Annotated in this window: 15 protein-coding genes; 6 read left to right on the top strand and 9 right to left on the bottom strand. The window is 62.2% G+C overall.

What is annotated here, in order from left to right; all coding sequences use genetic code 11:
• Window positions 1–112: 112 nt before the first annotated feature.
• On the top strand, window positions 113–754 hold the full coding sequence (locus tag PO860_RS19175; RefSeq protein WP_273884474.1) for a LysE family translocator: 642 nt from the start codon (window positions 113–115) through the stop codon (window positions 752–754).
• A 26-nt stretch (window positions 755–780) separates the two neighbouring features.
• Here the strand turns inward: PO860_RS19175 and PO860_RS19170 are convergent, their stop codons facing one another.
• Entirely contained in the window at window positions 781–1,212 is a 432-nt protein-coding gene (locus PO860_RS19170) for a hypothetical protein (protein ID WP_272783602.1), read from the bottom strand.
• 227 nt (window positions 1,213–1,439) lie between these two features.
• Between PO860_RS19170 and PO860_RS19165 the strand changes: the two genes are divergently transcribed.
• The 4 genes from PO860_RS19165 (at window position 1,440) to ppa (ending at window position 7,059) form a co-directional block, all read left to right on the top strand.
• Window positions 1,440–3,527 (top strand): M3 family metallopeptidase, encoded by a 2,088-nt coding sequence (locus PO860_RS19165; RefSeq protein WP_183608615.1) that lies wholly within the window; start codon window positions 1,440–1,442, stop codon window positions 3,525–3,527.
• Between the two features lie 157 nt (window positions 3,528–3,684).
• Complete coding sequence (gene typA, locus PO860_RS19160) at window positions 3,685–5,505, top strand: translational GTPase TypA (RefSeq protein ID WP_125846072.1); 1,821 nt, start codon at window positions 3,685–3,687, stop codon at window positions 5,503–5,505.
• A gap of 261 nt (window positions 5,506–5,766) precedes the next feature.
• A complete protein-coding gene (locus PO860_RS19155; protein ID WP_097617979.1) occupies window positions 5,767–6,273 on the top strand; it encodes a GNAT family N-acetyltransferase in 507 nt (168 codons plus the stop codon).
• 249 nt (window positions 6,274–6,522) lie between these two features.
• Entirely contained in the window at window positions 6,523–7,059 is a 537-nt protein-coding gene (gene ppa / locus PO860_RS19150; protein ID WP_012559229.1) for an inorganic diphosphatase, read from the top strand.
• Window positions 7,060–7,063: 4 nt separating this feature from the next.
• Here ppa and PO860_RS19145 read toward each other — a convergent pair whose 3' ends face one another.
• Both PO860_RS19145 and PO860_RS19140 read right to left on the bottom strand, forming a co-directional pair.
• Window positions 7,064–7,375, bottom strand: coding sequence for a DUF167 domain-containing protein (locus PO860_RS19145; RefSeq protein WP_183608616.1), 312 nt, complete (start codon window positions 7,373–7,375; stop codon window positions 7,064–7,066).
• Window positions 7,372–7,662 (bottom strand): YggT family protein, encoded by a 291-nt coding sequence (locus PO860_RS19140; RefSeq protein ID WP_245433086.1) that lies wholly within the window; start codon window positions 7,660–7,662, stop codon window positions 7,372–7,374. Before PO860_RS19140 ends, PO860_RS19145 begins: the two co-directional genes overlap by 4 nt.
• A 139-nt stretch (window positions 7,663–7,801) precedes the next feature.
• Here PO860_RS19140 and PO860_RS19135 point away from each other — a divergent pair, with 139 nt between their 5' ends.
• Window positions 7,802–9,037 carry an MFS transporter gene (locus PO860_RS19135; RefSeq protein WP_272783604.1) on the top strand — a complete coding sequence of 412 codons (1,236 nt, stop codon included), beginning with the start codon at window positions 7,802–7,804 and terminating at the stop codon, window positions 9,035–9,037.
• A 23-nt stretch (window positions 9,038–9,060) separates the two neighbouring features.
• Here the strand turns inward: PO860_RS19135 and PO860_RS19130 are convergent, their stop codons facing one another.
• The 6 genes from PO860_RS19130 to hemC all read right to left on the bottom strand — a co-directional run bounded on the left by PO860_RS19130 (window position 9,061) and on the right by hemC (window position 15,175).
• A complete protein-coding gene (locus PO860_RS19130) occupies window positions 9,061–9,834 on the bottom strand; it encodes a glutamine amidotransferase (protein WP_411195880.1) in 774 nt (257 codons plus the stop codon).
• Window positions 9,803–10,288: a tellurite resistance TerB family protein gene (locus PO860_RS19125; protein WP_183608618.1), complete on the bottom strand. Its 486-nt coding sequence runs from the start codon at window positions 10,286–10,288 to the stop codon at window positions 9,803–9,805. The genes PO860_RS19130 and PO860_RS19125 overlap by 32 nt, the downstream gene beginning before the upstream one ends.
• Before the next feature lie 17 nt (window positions 10,289–10,305).
• A complete protein-coding gene (locus PO860_RS19120) occupies window positions 10,306–11,916 on the bottom strand; it encodes a heme biosynthesis protein HemY (RefSeq protein WP_273884475.1) in 1,611 nt (536 codons plus the stop codon).
• A 4-nt stretch (window positions 11,917–11,920) separates the two neighbouring features.
• A complete protein-coding gene (locus tag PO860_RS19115) occupies window positions 11,921–13,192 on the bottom strand; it encodes a COG4223 family protein (protein ID WP_272783607.1) in 1,272 nt (423 codons plus the stop codon).
• 338 nt (window positions 13,193–13,530) lie between these two features.
• On the bottom strand, window positions 13,531–14,238 hold the full coding sequence (locus PO860_RS19110; protein ID WP_273884476.1) for a uroporphyrinogen-III synthase: 708 nt from the start codon (window positions 14,236–14,238) through the stop codon (window positions 13,531–13,533).
• 7 nt (window positions 14,239–14,245) lie between these two features.
• Entirely contained in the window at window positions 14,246–15,175 is a 930-nt protein-coding gene (gene hemC / locus PO860_RS19105) for a hydroxymethylbilane synthase (protein ID WP_273884477.1), read from the bottom strand.
• Between the last annotated feature and the right edge of the window lie 35 nt (window positions 15,176–15,210).

Below are 15,210 nucleotides of genomic sequence, written 5' to 3'. Positions count from 1 at the left end.
CCGCTGGCGGTATCTCCCTTTTCGTGGCGGTGTAGCCGGCCTTGACGGATCCCAATCTTGACGGATGGTTGGGATCGCTTACTCTGCTGCGATCATCCTCCGGAGCATTTCCATGACGCAGTCCTTGCTCTTCGGCGCCTTTCTGGCGGCGCTCTTCTACGTGCTCATTCCGGGACCCGCCTTCCTGCAACTGCTCGGCATCGGCGCCGGGCAGGGCCGCAAGGCCGGCGCCTTGTTCATGATGGGGCATCTGGTCGGGGATCTCATCTGGTCGTCGCTGGCGCTGATCGCGATCGTCGGCGCAAAGACGATCGGAACCTTCGTCTTCGACCTGCTCGGCCTTGCCTGCGGTTTCTACCTCGCCTGGATCGGCTGGAGCACCGTCAATGCCAAGCCGAAAACGGAGGGGCAGGCGCTTGTTGTAGTCGAGCGGCCGTTTCGCCGCGGTCTGATCTTCGGCGTCACCAATCCGAAGGGTTATCCGGTGGCGCTCGCCACCTTCACCGCACTCGTTGCAGGCTCGGCCGGCGCGCTCGATTTCGAGGCGATGCCGGTGCTGCTCGGCGTGTCGTTCGTCGGTTTCGTGACGGCCGACATCATCCTGATCGGTATCATTGGTGCCGGTACGGTGCGGCGCTTCTATCGCGCCCATGAGCGGCTGATCGTGCGCTGCTCCGGCGTGCTTTTCATGGGATTTGCCGCCCAGGCGCTCTGGCACGCAACGCCCGGCCTGCTCGGTTGGCGCAAGGCCTGATCTAGACTTTCGGCATCATGCTCCGATCAGCCATCGAGGAAATTGACGATCGATTTCAGCGTCTGGACCTCGTCAGCATCGCCGATCGACATGGCGACCTGCAGCTGGTTCTTGTAATAGTCGAGGAAATTGAAGCTGGTGCCGTCGGTGACGCTGGAGAGATCGATGACGTTGCCGAGCGGATCGATCGCATGCATCGGCAGCGGCTCGGAGATCGCGGCGTAGGTGTTCTGATCGATCAGGCCGCTGTCGAAACTCTGGCGCGCGTAATTGCGCAGTTCTCCAGGGCTGACCGCGGTGAAATCCGGCCCTTCGTCAACATTGTCTTCGATGTGGAACGAGGCCGGGGCCGGAGCTTTGGTCTCGATTGCAATATCAGAGGTCTTCGAATTTTTTGCGTTATTAGGATTGTTTTTAAACAGCAAACTCTGAGAAGACCGCACAGAAAAAATTTCCATGGCGCATGTCCTCGTACAAGGAGATCAGCCGGAAATTAGCGCTTGCGCGCGATTCGCGTCAATCGTTAACGATTGGTTAATTTCACGGACCAATTTTTGTCCACCAGATTTCGCAGGCGCCCGCCGGATTTGGCGGGCGAGGCAAAAGGTCCTTGCCGGCAACATACCAATTCTACGACAGCCCGCCTATATTGACGATCCATCTGCATGCCAAAAGGAATTCTCCGATGCCCTCTCCACATGATTTCAATCCGGCGCTGGTGACCTGGGACGGTCTTCACGGCCTGCCGCGTTTCGATGCGGTTGATGACGGTGATTTTGCCGCCGCCTTCGAAGCCGCGCTTGCCGCGCATGAGAAGGAGATCGACGAAATTGCCGGAAACGGCGATGCGCCGACTTTCGAGAATACGGTCGTGGCGCTGGAGATTGCCGGCGATGCGCTGTCGCGTGTCTCGGCGCTGTTCTGGAACAAGGCCGGCGCGCATACCAATGATGTGATCCAGGCGCTGGAGCGGGAGATCTCGCCGAAGATGTCGCGTCACTATTCGAAGATCGGGATGAATGCAGCGCTTTTTGCCCGCATCGACACGCTCTGGGAGAATCGCGAGAGCCTTGGCCTGACGCTCGAACAGACACGCGTGCTGGAACGCCACTGGAAAGGCTTCGTCAAATCGGGCGCCAAGCTCGAAAAGGCCGAGCAGGAAAAACTCGCCGCGATCGATGAAAAGCTTGCCGGCCTCGGGACGCAGTTCGGCCAGAACGTCCTGGCCGACGAAAAGGCCTGGGCACTGGTACTTTCGGACAGCGCCGAGCTCGAGGGCCTGCCGGAATTCCTTCGTGACGCGATGGCGGCGGCAGCGCGCGAGCGTGGCGAAGAGGGCAAATATGCGGTGACGTTGTCACGCTCGATCATCGAGCCGTTCCTCACCTTCTCGGAGCGTCGCGATCTGCGCGAGCAGGCTTTCAAGGCGTGGGTGGCGCGCGGCGAAAATGACGGCGAGACGGACAATCGCGCCGTCATCAGAGAAATGCTGGCGCTGCGTCATCAGGTGGCGACGCTGCTCGGCTACGGCAATTTCGCCGAGCTGAAGCTCGACAACACCATGGCGAAGACGGCGGATGCGGTGAACGGCCTGCTCAAGGCCGTCTGGGCGCGGGCGGTGAAGCGCGCCGGCGAGGAGGAGACCGATATCGCCGCGTTGATCGCCGAAGAGGGCCGGAACCACGAGGTGATGCCCTGGGACTGGCGCCACTATGGCGAAAAGATCCGGGCGCGGAAGTTCGATTTCTCCGAGGCCGAGCTCAAGCCTTATCTGCAGCTCGAGAAGATCATCGAGGCTTGCTTCGACGTGGCCGGCCGGCTGTTCGGCATCCGCGCCGTCGAAAAGAAGGACGTGGCCGCCTATCATCCGGATGTCAGGGTGTTTGAAATCAGGGACCGCGAGGACCGGCTGGTTGCCCTGTTCCTCGGCGATTATTTCGCCCGCGGCTCGAAACGTTCCGGCGCCTGGATGAGCTCGTTGCAATCGCAGCACAAGCTGGAACTCAAGAACGGCCGCCACGGCGAGCTGCCGATCATCTACAATGTCTGCAACTTCGCCAAGCCGGCGGAAGGCAAGCCGGCGCTGCTGTCGCTCGACGACGCGCGCACGCTGTTCCACGAATTCGGCCACGCGCTGCACGGCATGCTGTCGAACGTCACCTATCCCTCGGTCTCCGGCACCGGCGTTTCGCGCGATTTCGTCGAGCTGCCGTCGCAGCTCTACGAGCACTGGCTGACGGTGCCCGCTATTCTGAAGCGCTACGCCGTTCATGTCGAAACCGGCGAGCCGATGCCGCAGGCTCTGCTCGACAAGGTGCTGGCCGCCCGCACCTTCAACGCCGGCTTCAACACCGTCGAGTTCACCTCGTCGGCGCTTGTCGATATGGCGTTTCACACGAGAACGACCGTCGAGGACCCGATGGCGGTGCAGGCGGAGGTGCTGGCCGAGATCGGCATGCCGAAGTCGATCGTCATGCGCCATGCGACGCCGCACTTCCAGCACATCTTCTCCGGCGGTTATTCGGCCGGCTATTACTCCTATATGTGGTCGGAGGTGCTCGACGCCGACGCCTTTGCCGCCTTCGAGGAGACGGGCGACGCCTTCAACGGCGAGATGGCGCGCAAGCTCAAGGAAAACATCTATTCCGTCGGCGGCTCGGTCGATCCGGAGGACGCCTACAAGGCCTTCCGCGGCAAGCTTCCGAGCCCCGATGCGATGCTTCTGAAAAAGGGACTTTCGACCTTCGAGGAATTGACAGGCAGCGACGCCTAAGACAATTTGATGACACGCTACGATGCGGCGGGGCGAAAGCCCTGCCGCAGCTTTTGCGCGTTTCCCCCTTTCGCAAGCGCAAAAAAAACTGTATGGACGCCCCAAACTAATAGGCGCGTCCTCAAGAGCGTGCGCCCCAGCCTCAGAGATTTCACAAATGGCACTTCGCAATATCGCGATCATCGCGCACGTTGACCATGGCAAGACGACCCTGGTGGATGAGCTTCTCAAGCAGTCCGGCTCGTTCCGCGAAAATCAGCGCGTCGCTGAACGCGTGATGGACTCGAATGATCTCGAAAAAGAACGCGGCATCACCATTCTCGCCAAGGCGACTTCGGTCGAATGGAAGGGTGTTCGCATCAACATCGTCGACACCCCCGGCCACGCCGACTTCGGCGGTGAAGTCGAGCGCATTCTCTCGATGGTGGACGGCGCGATCGTTCTCGTCGATGCCTCGGAAGGCCCGATGCCGCAGACCAAGTTCGTCGTCGGCAAGGCACTGAAGGTCGGCCTTCGCCCGATCGTCGCGATCAACAAGATCGACCGTCCCGACGGCCGCCACGAAGAAGTCATCAACGAAGTCTTCGACCTCTTTGCAAACCTCGACGCGACCGACGAGCAGCTCGACTTTCCGATCCTCTACGGTTCGGGCCGCGACGGCTGGATGAACGTCAATCCGGAAGGCCCGAAGGATCAGGGTCTTGCACCGCTTCTCGACCTGGTGCTCAAGCATGTTCCGGAGCCGACCGTCGAAGAAGGCCCGTTCCGCATGATCGGCACGATCCTCGAAGCCAACCCCTTCCTCGGCCGTATCATCACCGGCCGCATCGCATCGGGCTCGATTAAGCCGAACCAGGCCGTCAAGGTACTCGGCCAGGACGGCAAGCTGATCGAAACCGGCCGAATTTCCAAGATCCTCGCCTTCCGCGGCATCGAGCGCACGGCGATCGAAGAAGCACATGCGGGCGACATCGTCGCGATCGCCGGCCTCTCCAAGGGGACCGTCGCCGATACCTTCTGCGATCCGGCCGTCTCGGAAGCCATGAAGGCGCAGCCGATCGATCCGCCGACGGTCACCATGTCCTTCATCGTCAACGACAGCCCGCTGGCGGGCACCGAGGGCGACAAGGTCACGAGCCGCGTCATCCGCGACCGTCTCTTCAAGGAAGCAGAAGGCAACGTTGCCCTGAAGATCGAAGAAGCCGAAGGCAAGGATTCGTTCTACGTGTCCGGCCGCGGCGAACTTCAGCTCGCCGTTCTCATCGAAACCATGCGTCGCGAAGGCTTCGAGCTTGCCGTGTCGCGTCCGCGCGTGGTGATGCACAAGGATGAAAGCGGTCAGCTTCTGGAGCCGATCGAAGAAGTCGTCGTCGACGTCGACGAAGAACATTCTGGTGTCGTCGTGCAGAAGATGTCGGAGCGCAAGGCCGAAATGGTCGAGTTGCGGCCGTCGGGCGGCAACCGCCTTCGCCTGCGTTTCTACGCACCGACCCGTGGCCTGATCGGCTACCAGTCGGAACTGCTGACGGATACGCGCGGCACGGCGATCATGAACCGCCTGTTCCACGACTACCAGCCCTACAAGGGTGTGATCGGTGGCCGCGTCAACGGCGTGCTGCTCGCCAACGCGGCCGGCGAAGCCGTCGCCTATGCCATGTTCAACCTGGAAGATCGCGGCCCGATGATCATCGAGCCGGGCGAAAAGGTCTATGCCGGCATGATCATCGGCATCCATTCGCGCGACAATGACCTTGAAGTCAACGTCCTGAAGGGCAAACAGCTCACCAACATCCGCGCCGCCGGCAAGGACGAAGCGGTGAAGCTGACCCCGCCGATCCGCATGACGCTCGATCGCGCGCTCTCCTGGATCCAGGACGACGAGCTGATGGAAGTGACGCCGAAGAACATTCGCCTGCGCAAGATGTATCTCGACGCCAACGACCGCAAGCGTTTCGAAAAGTCCAAAGCGGCTCTCTGAGCGCTTCATGCTGGGCAGCCCGGACGTGCAGCCGGGGTATAGCGACATGCGTAAGGACAAAATGCTTTAGAGACAGCGTTTTAAAACCCCGGCCTTCGAGCCGGGGTTTTTTATTGTGCGCCGCGCTGATTCCGTCTTGTGACAATCGTTAAAAAAGCGTTAAATTTTATCTGTCGTCCACATATCAAGTCTGTGGGCAATCGATCACGATGCGCCGGCCGCATATGGTTAATTGCCTTTGGCAGGGCCAGAGTAAACGTTATGAAGACGTTGTCGATCGATGTCCGGCGGGCCGAACCGCACGATGCCCGCGCCATATCGGAAACCCACAGGCTCGCCTGGCAGCATACCTATGCGGGCATCATTCCGCATCGGGCGCTGACGCAGATGATCGAGCGGCGCGGCGAAAACTGGTGGCGCAAGGCGACCCGCGGGCCGGCAACGCTGCTGGTTCTCGATGTCGCCGGAACGGTCGCCGGCTACGCGACACTGGGCCTCAACCGCGCCCGCGCTCTGCCGCAGGAAGGCGAGATTTACGAGCTTTACCTTCGCCCTGAATATCAGGGCATCGGCCTTGGCCGAATGCTGTTCGGGGAGGCGCGCCGGCTCTTGAAGTCGCTCGGCTGCAAGGGGCTGGTCGTCTGGTGCCTCGAGGAAAACGAGACCGCCGGCCGCTTCTACCGCAATCATGGCGGTGTCGATTTCTGCGAAGGCATGGAAAGTTTCGACCACAAGCAGTTGAAGAAGATCGGCTTCATCTGGAGCTGATCGGGCCGGTTGGCGCTCGCTATCTCCTACAGCAGGTCGCATCAAACTTGATACATTTGACGTGCTTTAGGTCTTGTTTTTACGCATGTCGGTGTCGCAAAACCGCGGCACTCTTCTGCGCGACATGCCTGTTCCAAAGATTCGACTTCTTTGCGCCGGTGCCATCACGCATTGGTGATCTCCAATGTTGCGTTGCCACATGAAACTGATTATCTGGCTGCGAGCAATTCAACTTCGCGGGAGTTTCCTATGCGCATCGATGCCATTTCAATCGGTAATAACCCACCTGAGGACGTCAACGTTATCGTCGAGGTTCCAGTTGGCGGCCATCCCATCAAGTATGAGATGGACAAGGAAGCCGGTACGCTGGTGGTCGATCGTTTCCTCTATACGCCGATGACCTATCCGGGCAATTACGGCTTCGTGCCGCACACACTGTCGGAAGACGGCGACCCGATCGACGTCCTGATCGCCAGCACCCGTCCGCTGGTTCCCGGCTGCGTCATCAATGTGCGCCCGATCGGCGTCCTGAAGATGGAAGACAATTCCGGCAAGGACGAGAAGATCATCGCCGTGCCGTCGCCGAAGCTGACGCTGCGCTATGAGAAGGTGAAGGATTACACCGACCTTCCTGAGATCACGCTGAAGCAGATCGAGCACTTCTTCGAGCACTACAAGGATCTGGAGCCCGGCAAGTGGGTGAAGATCTTCGGCTGGGGTGACTCCAAGGAAGCCGGCCAGCTTATCCTCGAAGCGGTCGAGCGCGCCAAGAAGACGAAAGGCTGATTGTTCAGCCGAAAAGTGCTTCGAGTTTTTTTGCCAAATCCTCCGGGTCGCCGTCGATCCGGAGGATTTTTTTGCGCGCGGTGTCGCCGGCAACGAGGCTGATGGACGATTTGGGAATGCTGAGAGATTGGGCGACGAGAAGGATCAGCGCCTTGTTGGCCTTGCCCTTTTCCGGCACGGATATGACGCGCGCCTTCAGATGGGATTTGCCCTCGCCATCGACCTCGATGCCATCGATCGCGTCACGCCCGCCATTCGGCGTCAGCCGGACGACGAGGCGCAGTTGATTACCGAAAAGGCTCCAGGGACGGCTCAAGCGACCAGCGGGTACAGCGTCGTCCAAAGCAAGGTGCGCAGGAAGAAGATAATCAGCAGCAGGATGATCGGCGAAATGTCGATGCCGCCAAGGTTCGGCAGAAAACGGCGGATCGGCTTCAGTACCGGTTCAGTGACGTTATAGAGGAACGTGCCGACCGAGTTGACGAACTGATTGCTGGAATTGATAACGTTGAACGCATAGAGCCAGGAAAAAATGGCGCTACCAATCAGGATCCAGGTGTAAATATTCAAAGCCAAATCAATGGTTTGAAACAGCGCAAACATCGTCGTCTCCAATTCGTTGTTGACAGACATGTAGACATTGGCGACTAAACGAGCAAGTGCCGTGTGGAGACGCACGGTGAATCATGTTTAACGGGCGGCTTTGCAGCTATTCCGGCGCCCGTCTCCTCGGAAAACACCCATGTCGTTTTCGCCCACCGGAGACCGTTTTGCCGCGTTCCGGCATTCGTCCTACACGCGGTTCTTCTTCGCGCGTTTCCTGCTTTCCTTCTCGCAGCAGATCGTCAGCGTCGCCGTCGGCTGGCAGATGTACGACCAGACCGGCAGCGCGATCTATCTCGGTTTGATCGGTCTCGTGCAGTTCCTGCCGTCGCTGCTGCTCATTCTCGTCACCGGTTCGGTGGCCGACCGCTACAATCGCCGGGCGATCGCCGCTCTCTGCTCGCTGATGAGCGCGCTCTGCACGCTGGCGCTGCTTGTCATGACCGTCATGGGGAGCTTCACCCCCCTGCCTGTTTTCGCCGTCCTTCTGATCTTCGGCATCGAACGCGCCTTCATGTCGCCGGCCGTGCAGTCGCTGGCGCCCAATCTCGTGCCGGAGGAAGCACTCTCCAATGCGATCGCCTGGAATTCGTCGTCCTGGCAGCTTGCGGCAATCTCCGGGCCGGTGCTCGGCGGCCTGCTCTACGGCGTCAGTGCATCGACCGCCTATACGGTGGCGGTGATCTTTTCCATGCTCGGTGCCGCCCTTCTCTACATGATCCCGAAACCGGTGCAGAAGACGACCGGCGAGACCAAGAGCTGGGCGATGATCCTCGGCGGCTTCAGTTTCATCCGCGCCGAAAAGGTGGTGCTCGGGGCGATCTCGCTCGATCTCTTTGCCGTGCTGCTCGGCGGGGCCACGGCACTGATGCCGATTTTTGCGCGTGATATCCTCACCCTCGGGCCCTGGGGGCTCGGACTGCTGCGCGCCGCACCCGGCCTGGGCGCCATCGTCATGGCGATCTTCCTGGCCGCCTATCCGCTCAAACATCGCGCCGGCGTCTACATGTTCATCGGCGTCGCCCTGTTCGGCGTCGGAACGATCATCTTCGGCGTCTCGACCAACACCGAGGTCTCGATCGCGGCGCTGGCGCTGATGGGGGCGGCCGACATGGTGTCGGTCTATGTCCGCGAGAGCCTGATTGCGCTCTGGACGCCGGATCAGTTGCGCGGCCGCGTCAATGCGGTCAACATGGTTTTCGTCGGCGCCTCGAACGAACTCGGGGAATTCAGGGCGGGCACGATGGCATCGATCTTCGGCGCGGTGCCGGCGGTCGTTATCGGCGGCATCGGAACGCTTGCTGTGGCGGCGATCTGGGCTTCGAGTTTTCCCAAATTGCGCAGGATCGATGCGCTCGACGCGCCGACGGCATAGTCGGAAATCGATTGGGCAAAAGACTATGCGCGTAGCGCGACGGAAGACGTCGCCTTCGCCGCCTTGCCCTCGAAGACGATATCGAGGAATTCGGTCAGCCAGGCTCTCAGCGGCGCGTCGAACAGCATGCGGCCTTCGAGGTGTTCGCGGCCCTGCTGGGCGTTCGGCAGAATGAAGCGATGGGCGCCATGCACGACCCAGCGGTGCATCATCACCCGGGTGAGTTCGGCATGGAACTGCAGGCCCCAGGCATTGCCGTCGTAGCGGAAGGCCTGGTTCGGGTAGGCATCGCCTTCGGCCAGCAGATCGGCGCCGTGTGGCAGTTCGAAACCCTCGCGGTGAAAATGATAGACCATCTTCGGCCAATGCATCAGCAGCCGGCCCTTCTCGGTCGGGTGCAGCGGATACCAGCCGATTTCCGTCGAGCCGTCGGCGTTCGACTGCACCTTGCCGCCGAGCTGACGCACCAGCATCTGCGCGCCGAGGCAGATACCGAGATAGGGGCGTTTTTCCCGCAGCGGAACGTCGATCCAGTCGATTTCCTTCTTGATGAAGTCATCGGGATCATTGGCGCTCATCGGCCCGCCGAAGACGACGGCGCCGGCATGGTCTTCGAGCGTCGTCGGAAGCGGCCGGCCGAGAACCGGGCGACGGATATCGAGGCGGTAGCCCTTTTCGACGAGCAATTGGCCGACACGGCCGGGGCTCGACCGCTCCTGATGCAGGACGATAAGGATCGGGCGTTTGTCGCGGGGCGCGCTTGGGTCAGTCGGCATCGTCTTGCGCAACCTGAACATCAGTCACCCTGGCGGCGGCCTCCTGCCGCTTCTGGATGCGCTCGCGGGAGGATACGCCGAGCAGATCAGCGATACGCCAGATCACATGGTCTTCCATTTCGCTGCGTTCGCCATCGGCATAGACGATGTCCCAGAGAATGCCGATCAGCTCCAGCCGTTGCTCGGTGTTGAGATGGCGCTTCAGGTCGGCGGTGAAGCGATAATAGTCGACGGCCGAGCTTTCAGCTTCGAGGCCGGCGGCCATCAAAGCATCGAGCTGTTTGCCGTCGAGCGCATATTGCTCCTTCAGGAGCTTGCGCAGCCGCTTCTTTTCGCTGGCCTTGATCTGGCCGTCGGCCTCCATGACCTGCATGCAGAGCGCTGCCACTGTGATGCGCACATCATCCGGCGCGAAACCCTTCTTCGGACGGTCGGCAGTGAGATTCTGGAAGAATGCCTGAAAGCGTTCGAACATACGGTTTTCATTCCATTTCAGAAAAGGCGGAGCCGTGTCTTGGGTTCCGGTTCCACCCTGGGGTCGCGAACGCCGGGATCATCCGGCAGTCCGCCAAAGAAAGGCTTTGCCTCTTTCGGTGCAGGTGCCTTATCGCCGACGGCCGGTTCGACAGGCTTCTGTTTTGCTGGTGTCGATGCCGGGCGCACCGCCTCGGCAATCGTCGCGGCGCGCTCCAGCTCGATGATGCGATGATCGTTGACCGGGCTTTCCGGCCTGACGTCGCGCAACGGCGGCAGGGTCTTCAAGGCGGTTTCGATCGTGGCAGGCGCCGCACCGTCTTCGAGCGGACCCTCGATCTGGCCGAAGGGCGCCTTCCACTCGAAGGCGTCGAGGCGGCCGGTCACCGGTGACACCGGCAGCCATGTGTCGGAGACGAAGCCGTCCGCCACCCAGGCCGGATCGCGCGGCGCCTTGAGCGCCTGGGCCAGCCAGTGGCGCACACGGCCCTGGTCTCCGGTTTCGGCTTCCTCGATATCGGCAAGCAGCAGGAAGGCGGCTTCACGCGGCTGCATGCGGGCTGCCGCTTCCGCCTTGGCGCGGGCTCTTGCGAATTCCCGGGCGTCGAGTGCTGCCTGGGCGACGACGAGAAGGGATTCGACATTGTTCGGGCGCAGCCCCTCCAGCCGTTCGGCACGTTTCAGCCGGTCGAGCGTGGAATCGCCGCTGCGCGCCCTGACATAGGCCTGGCCGATCTCGGGATGCGGTGCCGATTTCCATGCCTGTTCGAGGATCGAGGCAGCCTTGCGCACGCCGCCTTCGCGAAACAGCGCCTTTGCGGCGACGAGAGCAGCCGGAATAAAATCGGCGGCAAGCTTCAGCGCCTGCAGGGCGTCGTCGCGGGCACCCGTCGGGTTGCTTTCCAGCTTCTCGCCGGCGCGCGCCGTCAGGAGGACGGCGTGCAGACGGTTGGCTTCAGGCTTTTCGACGACCCGGGCGGCCTTCTGCTGCTCGAGCAGGCGGAGCGCGTCGTCCCAACGGCCGGCCTGGCTGCGATATTCGAGCGTCGCCTGGGCGGCCCAGGGCAGATAGGGCGCGTTATCGGCCGCCTTTTCGGCATATTGGCGGGCCGCTTCATTGGCCCCGAGCCGGCGGGCTTCCAGATAGAGGCCGCGCAGGCCGAGCTCGCGCGTTTCGGGATCGTTGGCCATGGCCTCGAATTTGGCGCGTGCCTCGTCATGGCGGCCCTCGATCAGGGCGGCCTGGGCCTCGAGCAGGTTGATCAGTGGTTCCTGATCGGCGCGGATCAGGCCACGCGAGCGGGCGGCCATCTTACGGGCGAGCAGGGCATTGCCGGCGCCGGCGGCGATCAGGCCGGTCGACAGTGCCTGATAGCCGCGGTCGCGCTTGCGGGCGCGGAAATAACGCGTCACCGAATGCGGCGAGGTCCAGATCAGGCGGACGAACCACCAGGCGATCATCACGGCGGCGATCAGAGCGATGATGGCGCTGGCGGCGACGATCAGCCTCGTCTGATAGATCTTGCCCTCCCAGATCAGCGAGAGATCGCCGGGGCGATCGGCGAGCCAGGAGAAGCCATAGGCGAGAAGCAGCACGAAGAGGGCGAAGACGACAAGACGGATCAACATGGTCTCACCCTTCCTTACCGGTGCCGGACACCGCTTTCGACAGCGCCCCGCCGACCAGTTCCTCGACGCGGATACGCGCTTCGAGCGATTGCTTGAAAGCGGCGGATGCCTGCTTGCCTATGGCCGGCAAAGAGTTCCATTCGGCGGAAGCGCCTGGCAGATCGCCGTTCTTCACCTTCTCCTCCATGCGGGCGGCGATCGCTTCGACGCTTTCGCCCTCGATATTGCCGACGGGACGGACTGTTACCAACGACTTTGCGCTCGACATCAGCCGGTCCGACCAGCTCTGGTTCGGATCCGGCTGGTTGACGGCTTCGACGATCGCGGTGGCGACATCGGGAGCCTGCCGCACGAGTTCGGTGCGCGAGGGAATGCCGGTCTCGGCAAAGGCCCGAAGGTCGGCGACGGCCGGATCGTCGGGTGCGACGCCGGCGAAGGTATCGAGCTCGGCCAGGAACGGGCCGCCGCGATCGATCGCCGCCTTGAGGGCGGCCGCGGCGATCGCCTTGGCGACGGCGACATCCTCGCGCGGTTCGTTCAGCTTCTTTTCGGCCTCTTCCAAGCGCTTGGCGATATCGGCGCCGTTGGTCGTCTGCTGCTCGGATGACTGGGCAAGCGTCGAGCGCAGCTGATCGACCTGACCGGTCAGTTCCGCAATCTTCTGGTTGAGTGCCTCGACGTTACCAGAATCGGCCGGTGCGGCGACTGTGGGGGCCTTCGCTGCCGTTTCCAGCGCAGCGACGCGCTTCTCAAGCTCACCACTATCCGCGCTCGCCGGATTGGCGGCAAGGTTGGCGACGGCTTGTTTCAGGCCGTCGATCTCGCCGGCAAGATCGGCCGTTTCCGGCGAGGTCGTCTGCGGTGCGGAGGAACTCGGGAGGTAACCGGCATACTGGATAGCGCCGGCGCCAAGCAGCGCCACGAGGCCGCCGAAGATGCCGGCGGCAATGAGACCGGAGGTGCCGGCGCTCTTCGGCGCTGGCTGTTCGGAAGGAGGGGTGAAGGAAGGTTCTGGAGCTGCCGGTTCCTCCTCCGGCGCATCCATCGCAGGCTTCTCTTCATATTCGGCATGCGACGCAGTCTCGGTTCCGGGCGGCAGGCCGACATCGGCCGCAGCGGCGCTGTCGGCGTCGGCGGTTTCATTGTCTACCGGTTTTTCGGTATCGGCTGCAGCGGCGAATTCCTGTGCATCGAGGTCGATCGTGACCGGCTCGTCGGCGCTCTTCGAATGGCGTGGCGGGTTTCCCGATACCATGAGGTCCTCTTTATTCTGCATTGCAACGAAACTAGACAGTGATGCCAGTTAAGGGAAGAGGTTAGATCAAATTTGGGCGGTTAGAGCCTTTCCTGGTCAGATTGAATCATTCTGTTGGCTCAAACGGAGTCGGATGCTCGACCGGCCGGCGCGCGTCGTAGCCCAGCTCTACGGCCAAGCCGGCCGGTCGAGCAGGCGGCCCGTTTCAGCCAACCCGGAGGGCCGGGCATCTTTGCGCCAGGATCAGAGGCGATCGGCTCGGACGTACCTTGGGGTATGCCCTTCGCCAATCGCCTCTGCCCTGACGAAAACCTGCTCCGGCAGAATGCTGCAATCTGACCAGGAAGGCTCTAAAGCCTTCAAAGCAGCGACAAAAGGCTTTTCTCATCCGGCATCGGCGAAATCGTTACGTTTTTTCGGAGCGCCCCCGGAACGGCCTCCGCGACCGCCTCGCTAAGGCACAGGAGGCGAATTGCGCTGCGCTTCGGCAGGGCCGACCACGGCTCCGGCAGACGAAAGAAATCCACGGCCGTCTGGCGGGAATAGAAGAGGATGGCGTCCGGGTAACCGTTAGCGAAGATCGCGTCGATCTCGGCGGGATCGGGGGCGGCCGGCTGCATGCGGTAGCATTCGGCGACGGAAAAATGGATGCCGAGCTCGCGCAATCTTCCTTCAAAAGTCTCGGCGCGCGGGGTGCCAGCGAGGTAGAGCAGCGTGCCCGGTTTCTCCGCCGCGACGAGATCGGCGAGATCACGACCGTTGCCCTGGGATGAGGCGACTGATCGGAAGCCGAGGCTGCGCGCTTCTTCCGCCGTCGTTTCCCCCACCGCGAAAAGCGGGCGGGCAAGATGCGGACGAAGTTTCTCACCGAGAGCGGAGAGGACCCTGATGGCCTCGGCGCTGGTCACCGCGATTGCGCCGCTGGTGGTTGCAAGCGCGGCTAACGGGGCGACGCTGTCGTGCAGCGGCTGACGCAGCGGCAGCAGCAGCGGCTCGTGGCCCATATCGCGCAGGCGTTGTGCGGTTCGCGTTGCCGAATGCGCGGGGCGGGTGACGAGCACGCGCATGGCCGCGTCAGTGCCAGTCGTCGAAGAAAGCGCTGCCGGCCCTTGCGCGCACGTCCTGGCCGGCGCGGGTGCCGAGCGCGGCCGCGTCGCGGCGGTGGCCGTCGGTCGTCACCGCATGCTGGCTGCGGCCATCGGGCGTGATGATGAGGCCGGAGAACCGGATCAGGTCGCCCTCGCAGACAGCGTAACCGCCGATCGGCGTGCGGCAGGAACCGTCGAGTGCGGCGAGGAAGGCGCGTTCGCAAGAGACGGTGTCGAACGTCGGCGCGTCGTTGACCGGCGCCAGCAGATCGTCGACCCTGGCATCGCCGATGCGGCTTTCGATGCAGATCGCCCCCTGCGCCGGCGCCGGCGGGAAGGTGTCGGGATCGAGGATATCGGTCAGTACGTCGACCTTGCCGAGGCGTTTCAGGCCGGCAAGCGCCAGCAGGGTCGCATCCACCTCGCCCTCTTCGAGCTTGCGCAGGCGGGTTTCGACAAGGCCGCGGAAGGTGATGACGTTGATGTCAGGCCGCATGCGGCGGATCAGCGCCTGGCGGCGGAGCGATGAGGAACCGACGGTGGCGCCATGCGGCAGGTCGATCAGTTTGCGCGCGGTGCGGCCGATGACGGCGTCGCGGATATCTTCGCGTGGCAGGTAGGCGGAGAGATAAAGCCCCTCGGGCAGCTTCGTCGCCATGTCCTTGGCGGAATGCACGGCGAAATCCAGCTCGCCGGCGGTAAGCTTCTGTTCAAGTTCCTCGGTGAACAGGCCCTTGCCGCCGATCTCGGCCAGCGACCGGTCGGTGATGCGGTCGCCCTTGGTCGTCAGCACGACGATCTCGAACATTTCCTCGGGCAGATGATGCGCCGCCATCAGCCTGTCGCGAGCCTCGTGCGCCTGGGCAAGGGCCAGCGGGCTGCCTCGCGTGCCGATCCGGAAAGGTTTTGTTTGCATCCGCTCTATTCCGTTGTTACCGGAGTTCTCGTAAA

The organism is Rhizobium binxianense (assembly GCF_028994275.1).
GTDB classification, from domain to species: Bacteria; Pseudomonadota; Alphaproteobacteria; order Rhizobiales; family Rhizobiaceae; genus Rhizobium; species Rhizobium binxianense.
Note: the sequence above shows the minus strand (reverse complement) of the source record. Positions and strands in the feature narration are given on the sequence as shown.

What these genes read in the sequence shown, in the direction of transcription:
- PO860_RS19175 (WP_273884474.1), top strand. Translation starts at nt 113, where the DNA reads ATGACGCAGTCCTTGCTCTTCGGCGCCTTTCTGGCGGCGCTCTTCTAC.
- PO860_RS19170 (WP_272783602.1), bottom strand. Translation starts at nt 1,212, where the DNA reads ATGGAAATTTTTTCTGTGCGGTCTTCTCAGAGTTTGCTGTTTAAAAAC.
- PO860_RS19165 (WP_183608615.1), top strand. Translation starts at nt 1,440, where the DNA reads ATGCCCTCTCCACATGATTTCAATCCGGCGCTGGTGACCTGGGACGGT.
- typA (WP_125846072.1), top strand. Translation starts at nt 3,685, where the DNA reads ATGGCACTTCGCAATATCGCGATCATCGCGCACGTTGACCATGGCAAG.
- PO860_RS19155 (WP_097617979.1), top strand. Translation starts at nt 5,767, where the DNA reads ATGAAGACGTTGTCGATCGATGTCCGGCGGGCCGAACCGCACGATGCC.
- ppa (WP_012559229.1), top strand. Translation starts at nt 6,523, where the DNA reads ATGCGCATCGATGCCATTTCAATCGGTAATAACCCACCTGAGGACGTC.
- PO860_RS19140 (WP_245433086.1), bottom strand. Translation starts at nt 7,662, where the DNA reads ATGTTTGCGCTGTTTCAAACCATTGATTTGGCTTTGAATATTTACACC.
- PO860_RS19135 (WP_272783604.1), top strand. Translation starts at nt 7,802, where the DNA reads ATGTCGTTTTCGCCCACCGGAGACCGTTTTGCCGCGTTCCGGCATTCG.
- PO860_RS19130 (WP_411195880.1), bottom strand. Translation starts at nt 9,834, where the DNA reads ATGTTCAGGTTGCGCAAGACGATGCCGACTGACCCAAGCGCGCCCCGC.
- PO860_RS19125 (WP_183608618.1), bottom strand. Translation starts at nt 10,288, where the DNA reads ATGTTCGAACGCTTTCAGGCATTCTTCCAGAATCTCACTGCCGACCGT.
- PO860_RS19120 (WP_273884475.1), bottom strand. Translation starts at nt 11,916, where the DNA reads ATGTTGATCCGTCTTGTCGTCTTCGCCCTCTTCGTGCTGCTTCTCGCC.
- PO860_RS19115 (WP_272783607.1), bottom strand. Translation starts at nt 13,192, where the DNA reads ATGCAGAATAAAGAGGACCTCATGGTATCGGGAAACCCGCCACGCCAT.
- PO860_RS19110 (WP_273884476.1), bottom strand. Translation starts at nt 14,238, where the DNA reads ATGCGCGTGCTCGTCACCCGCCCCGCGCATTCGGCAACGCGAACCGCA.
- hemC (WP_273884477.1), bottom strand. Translation starts at nt 15,175, where the DNA reads ATGCAAACAAAACCTTTCCGGATCGGCACGCGAGGCAGCCCGCTGGCC.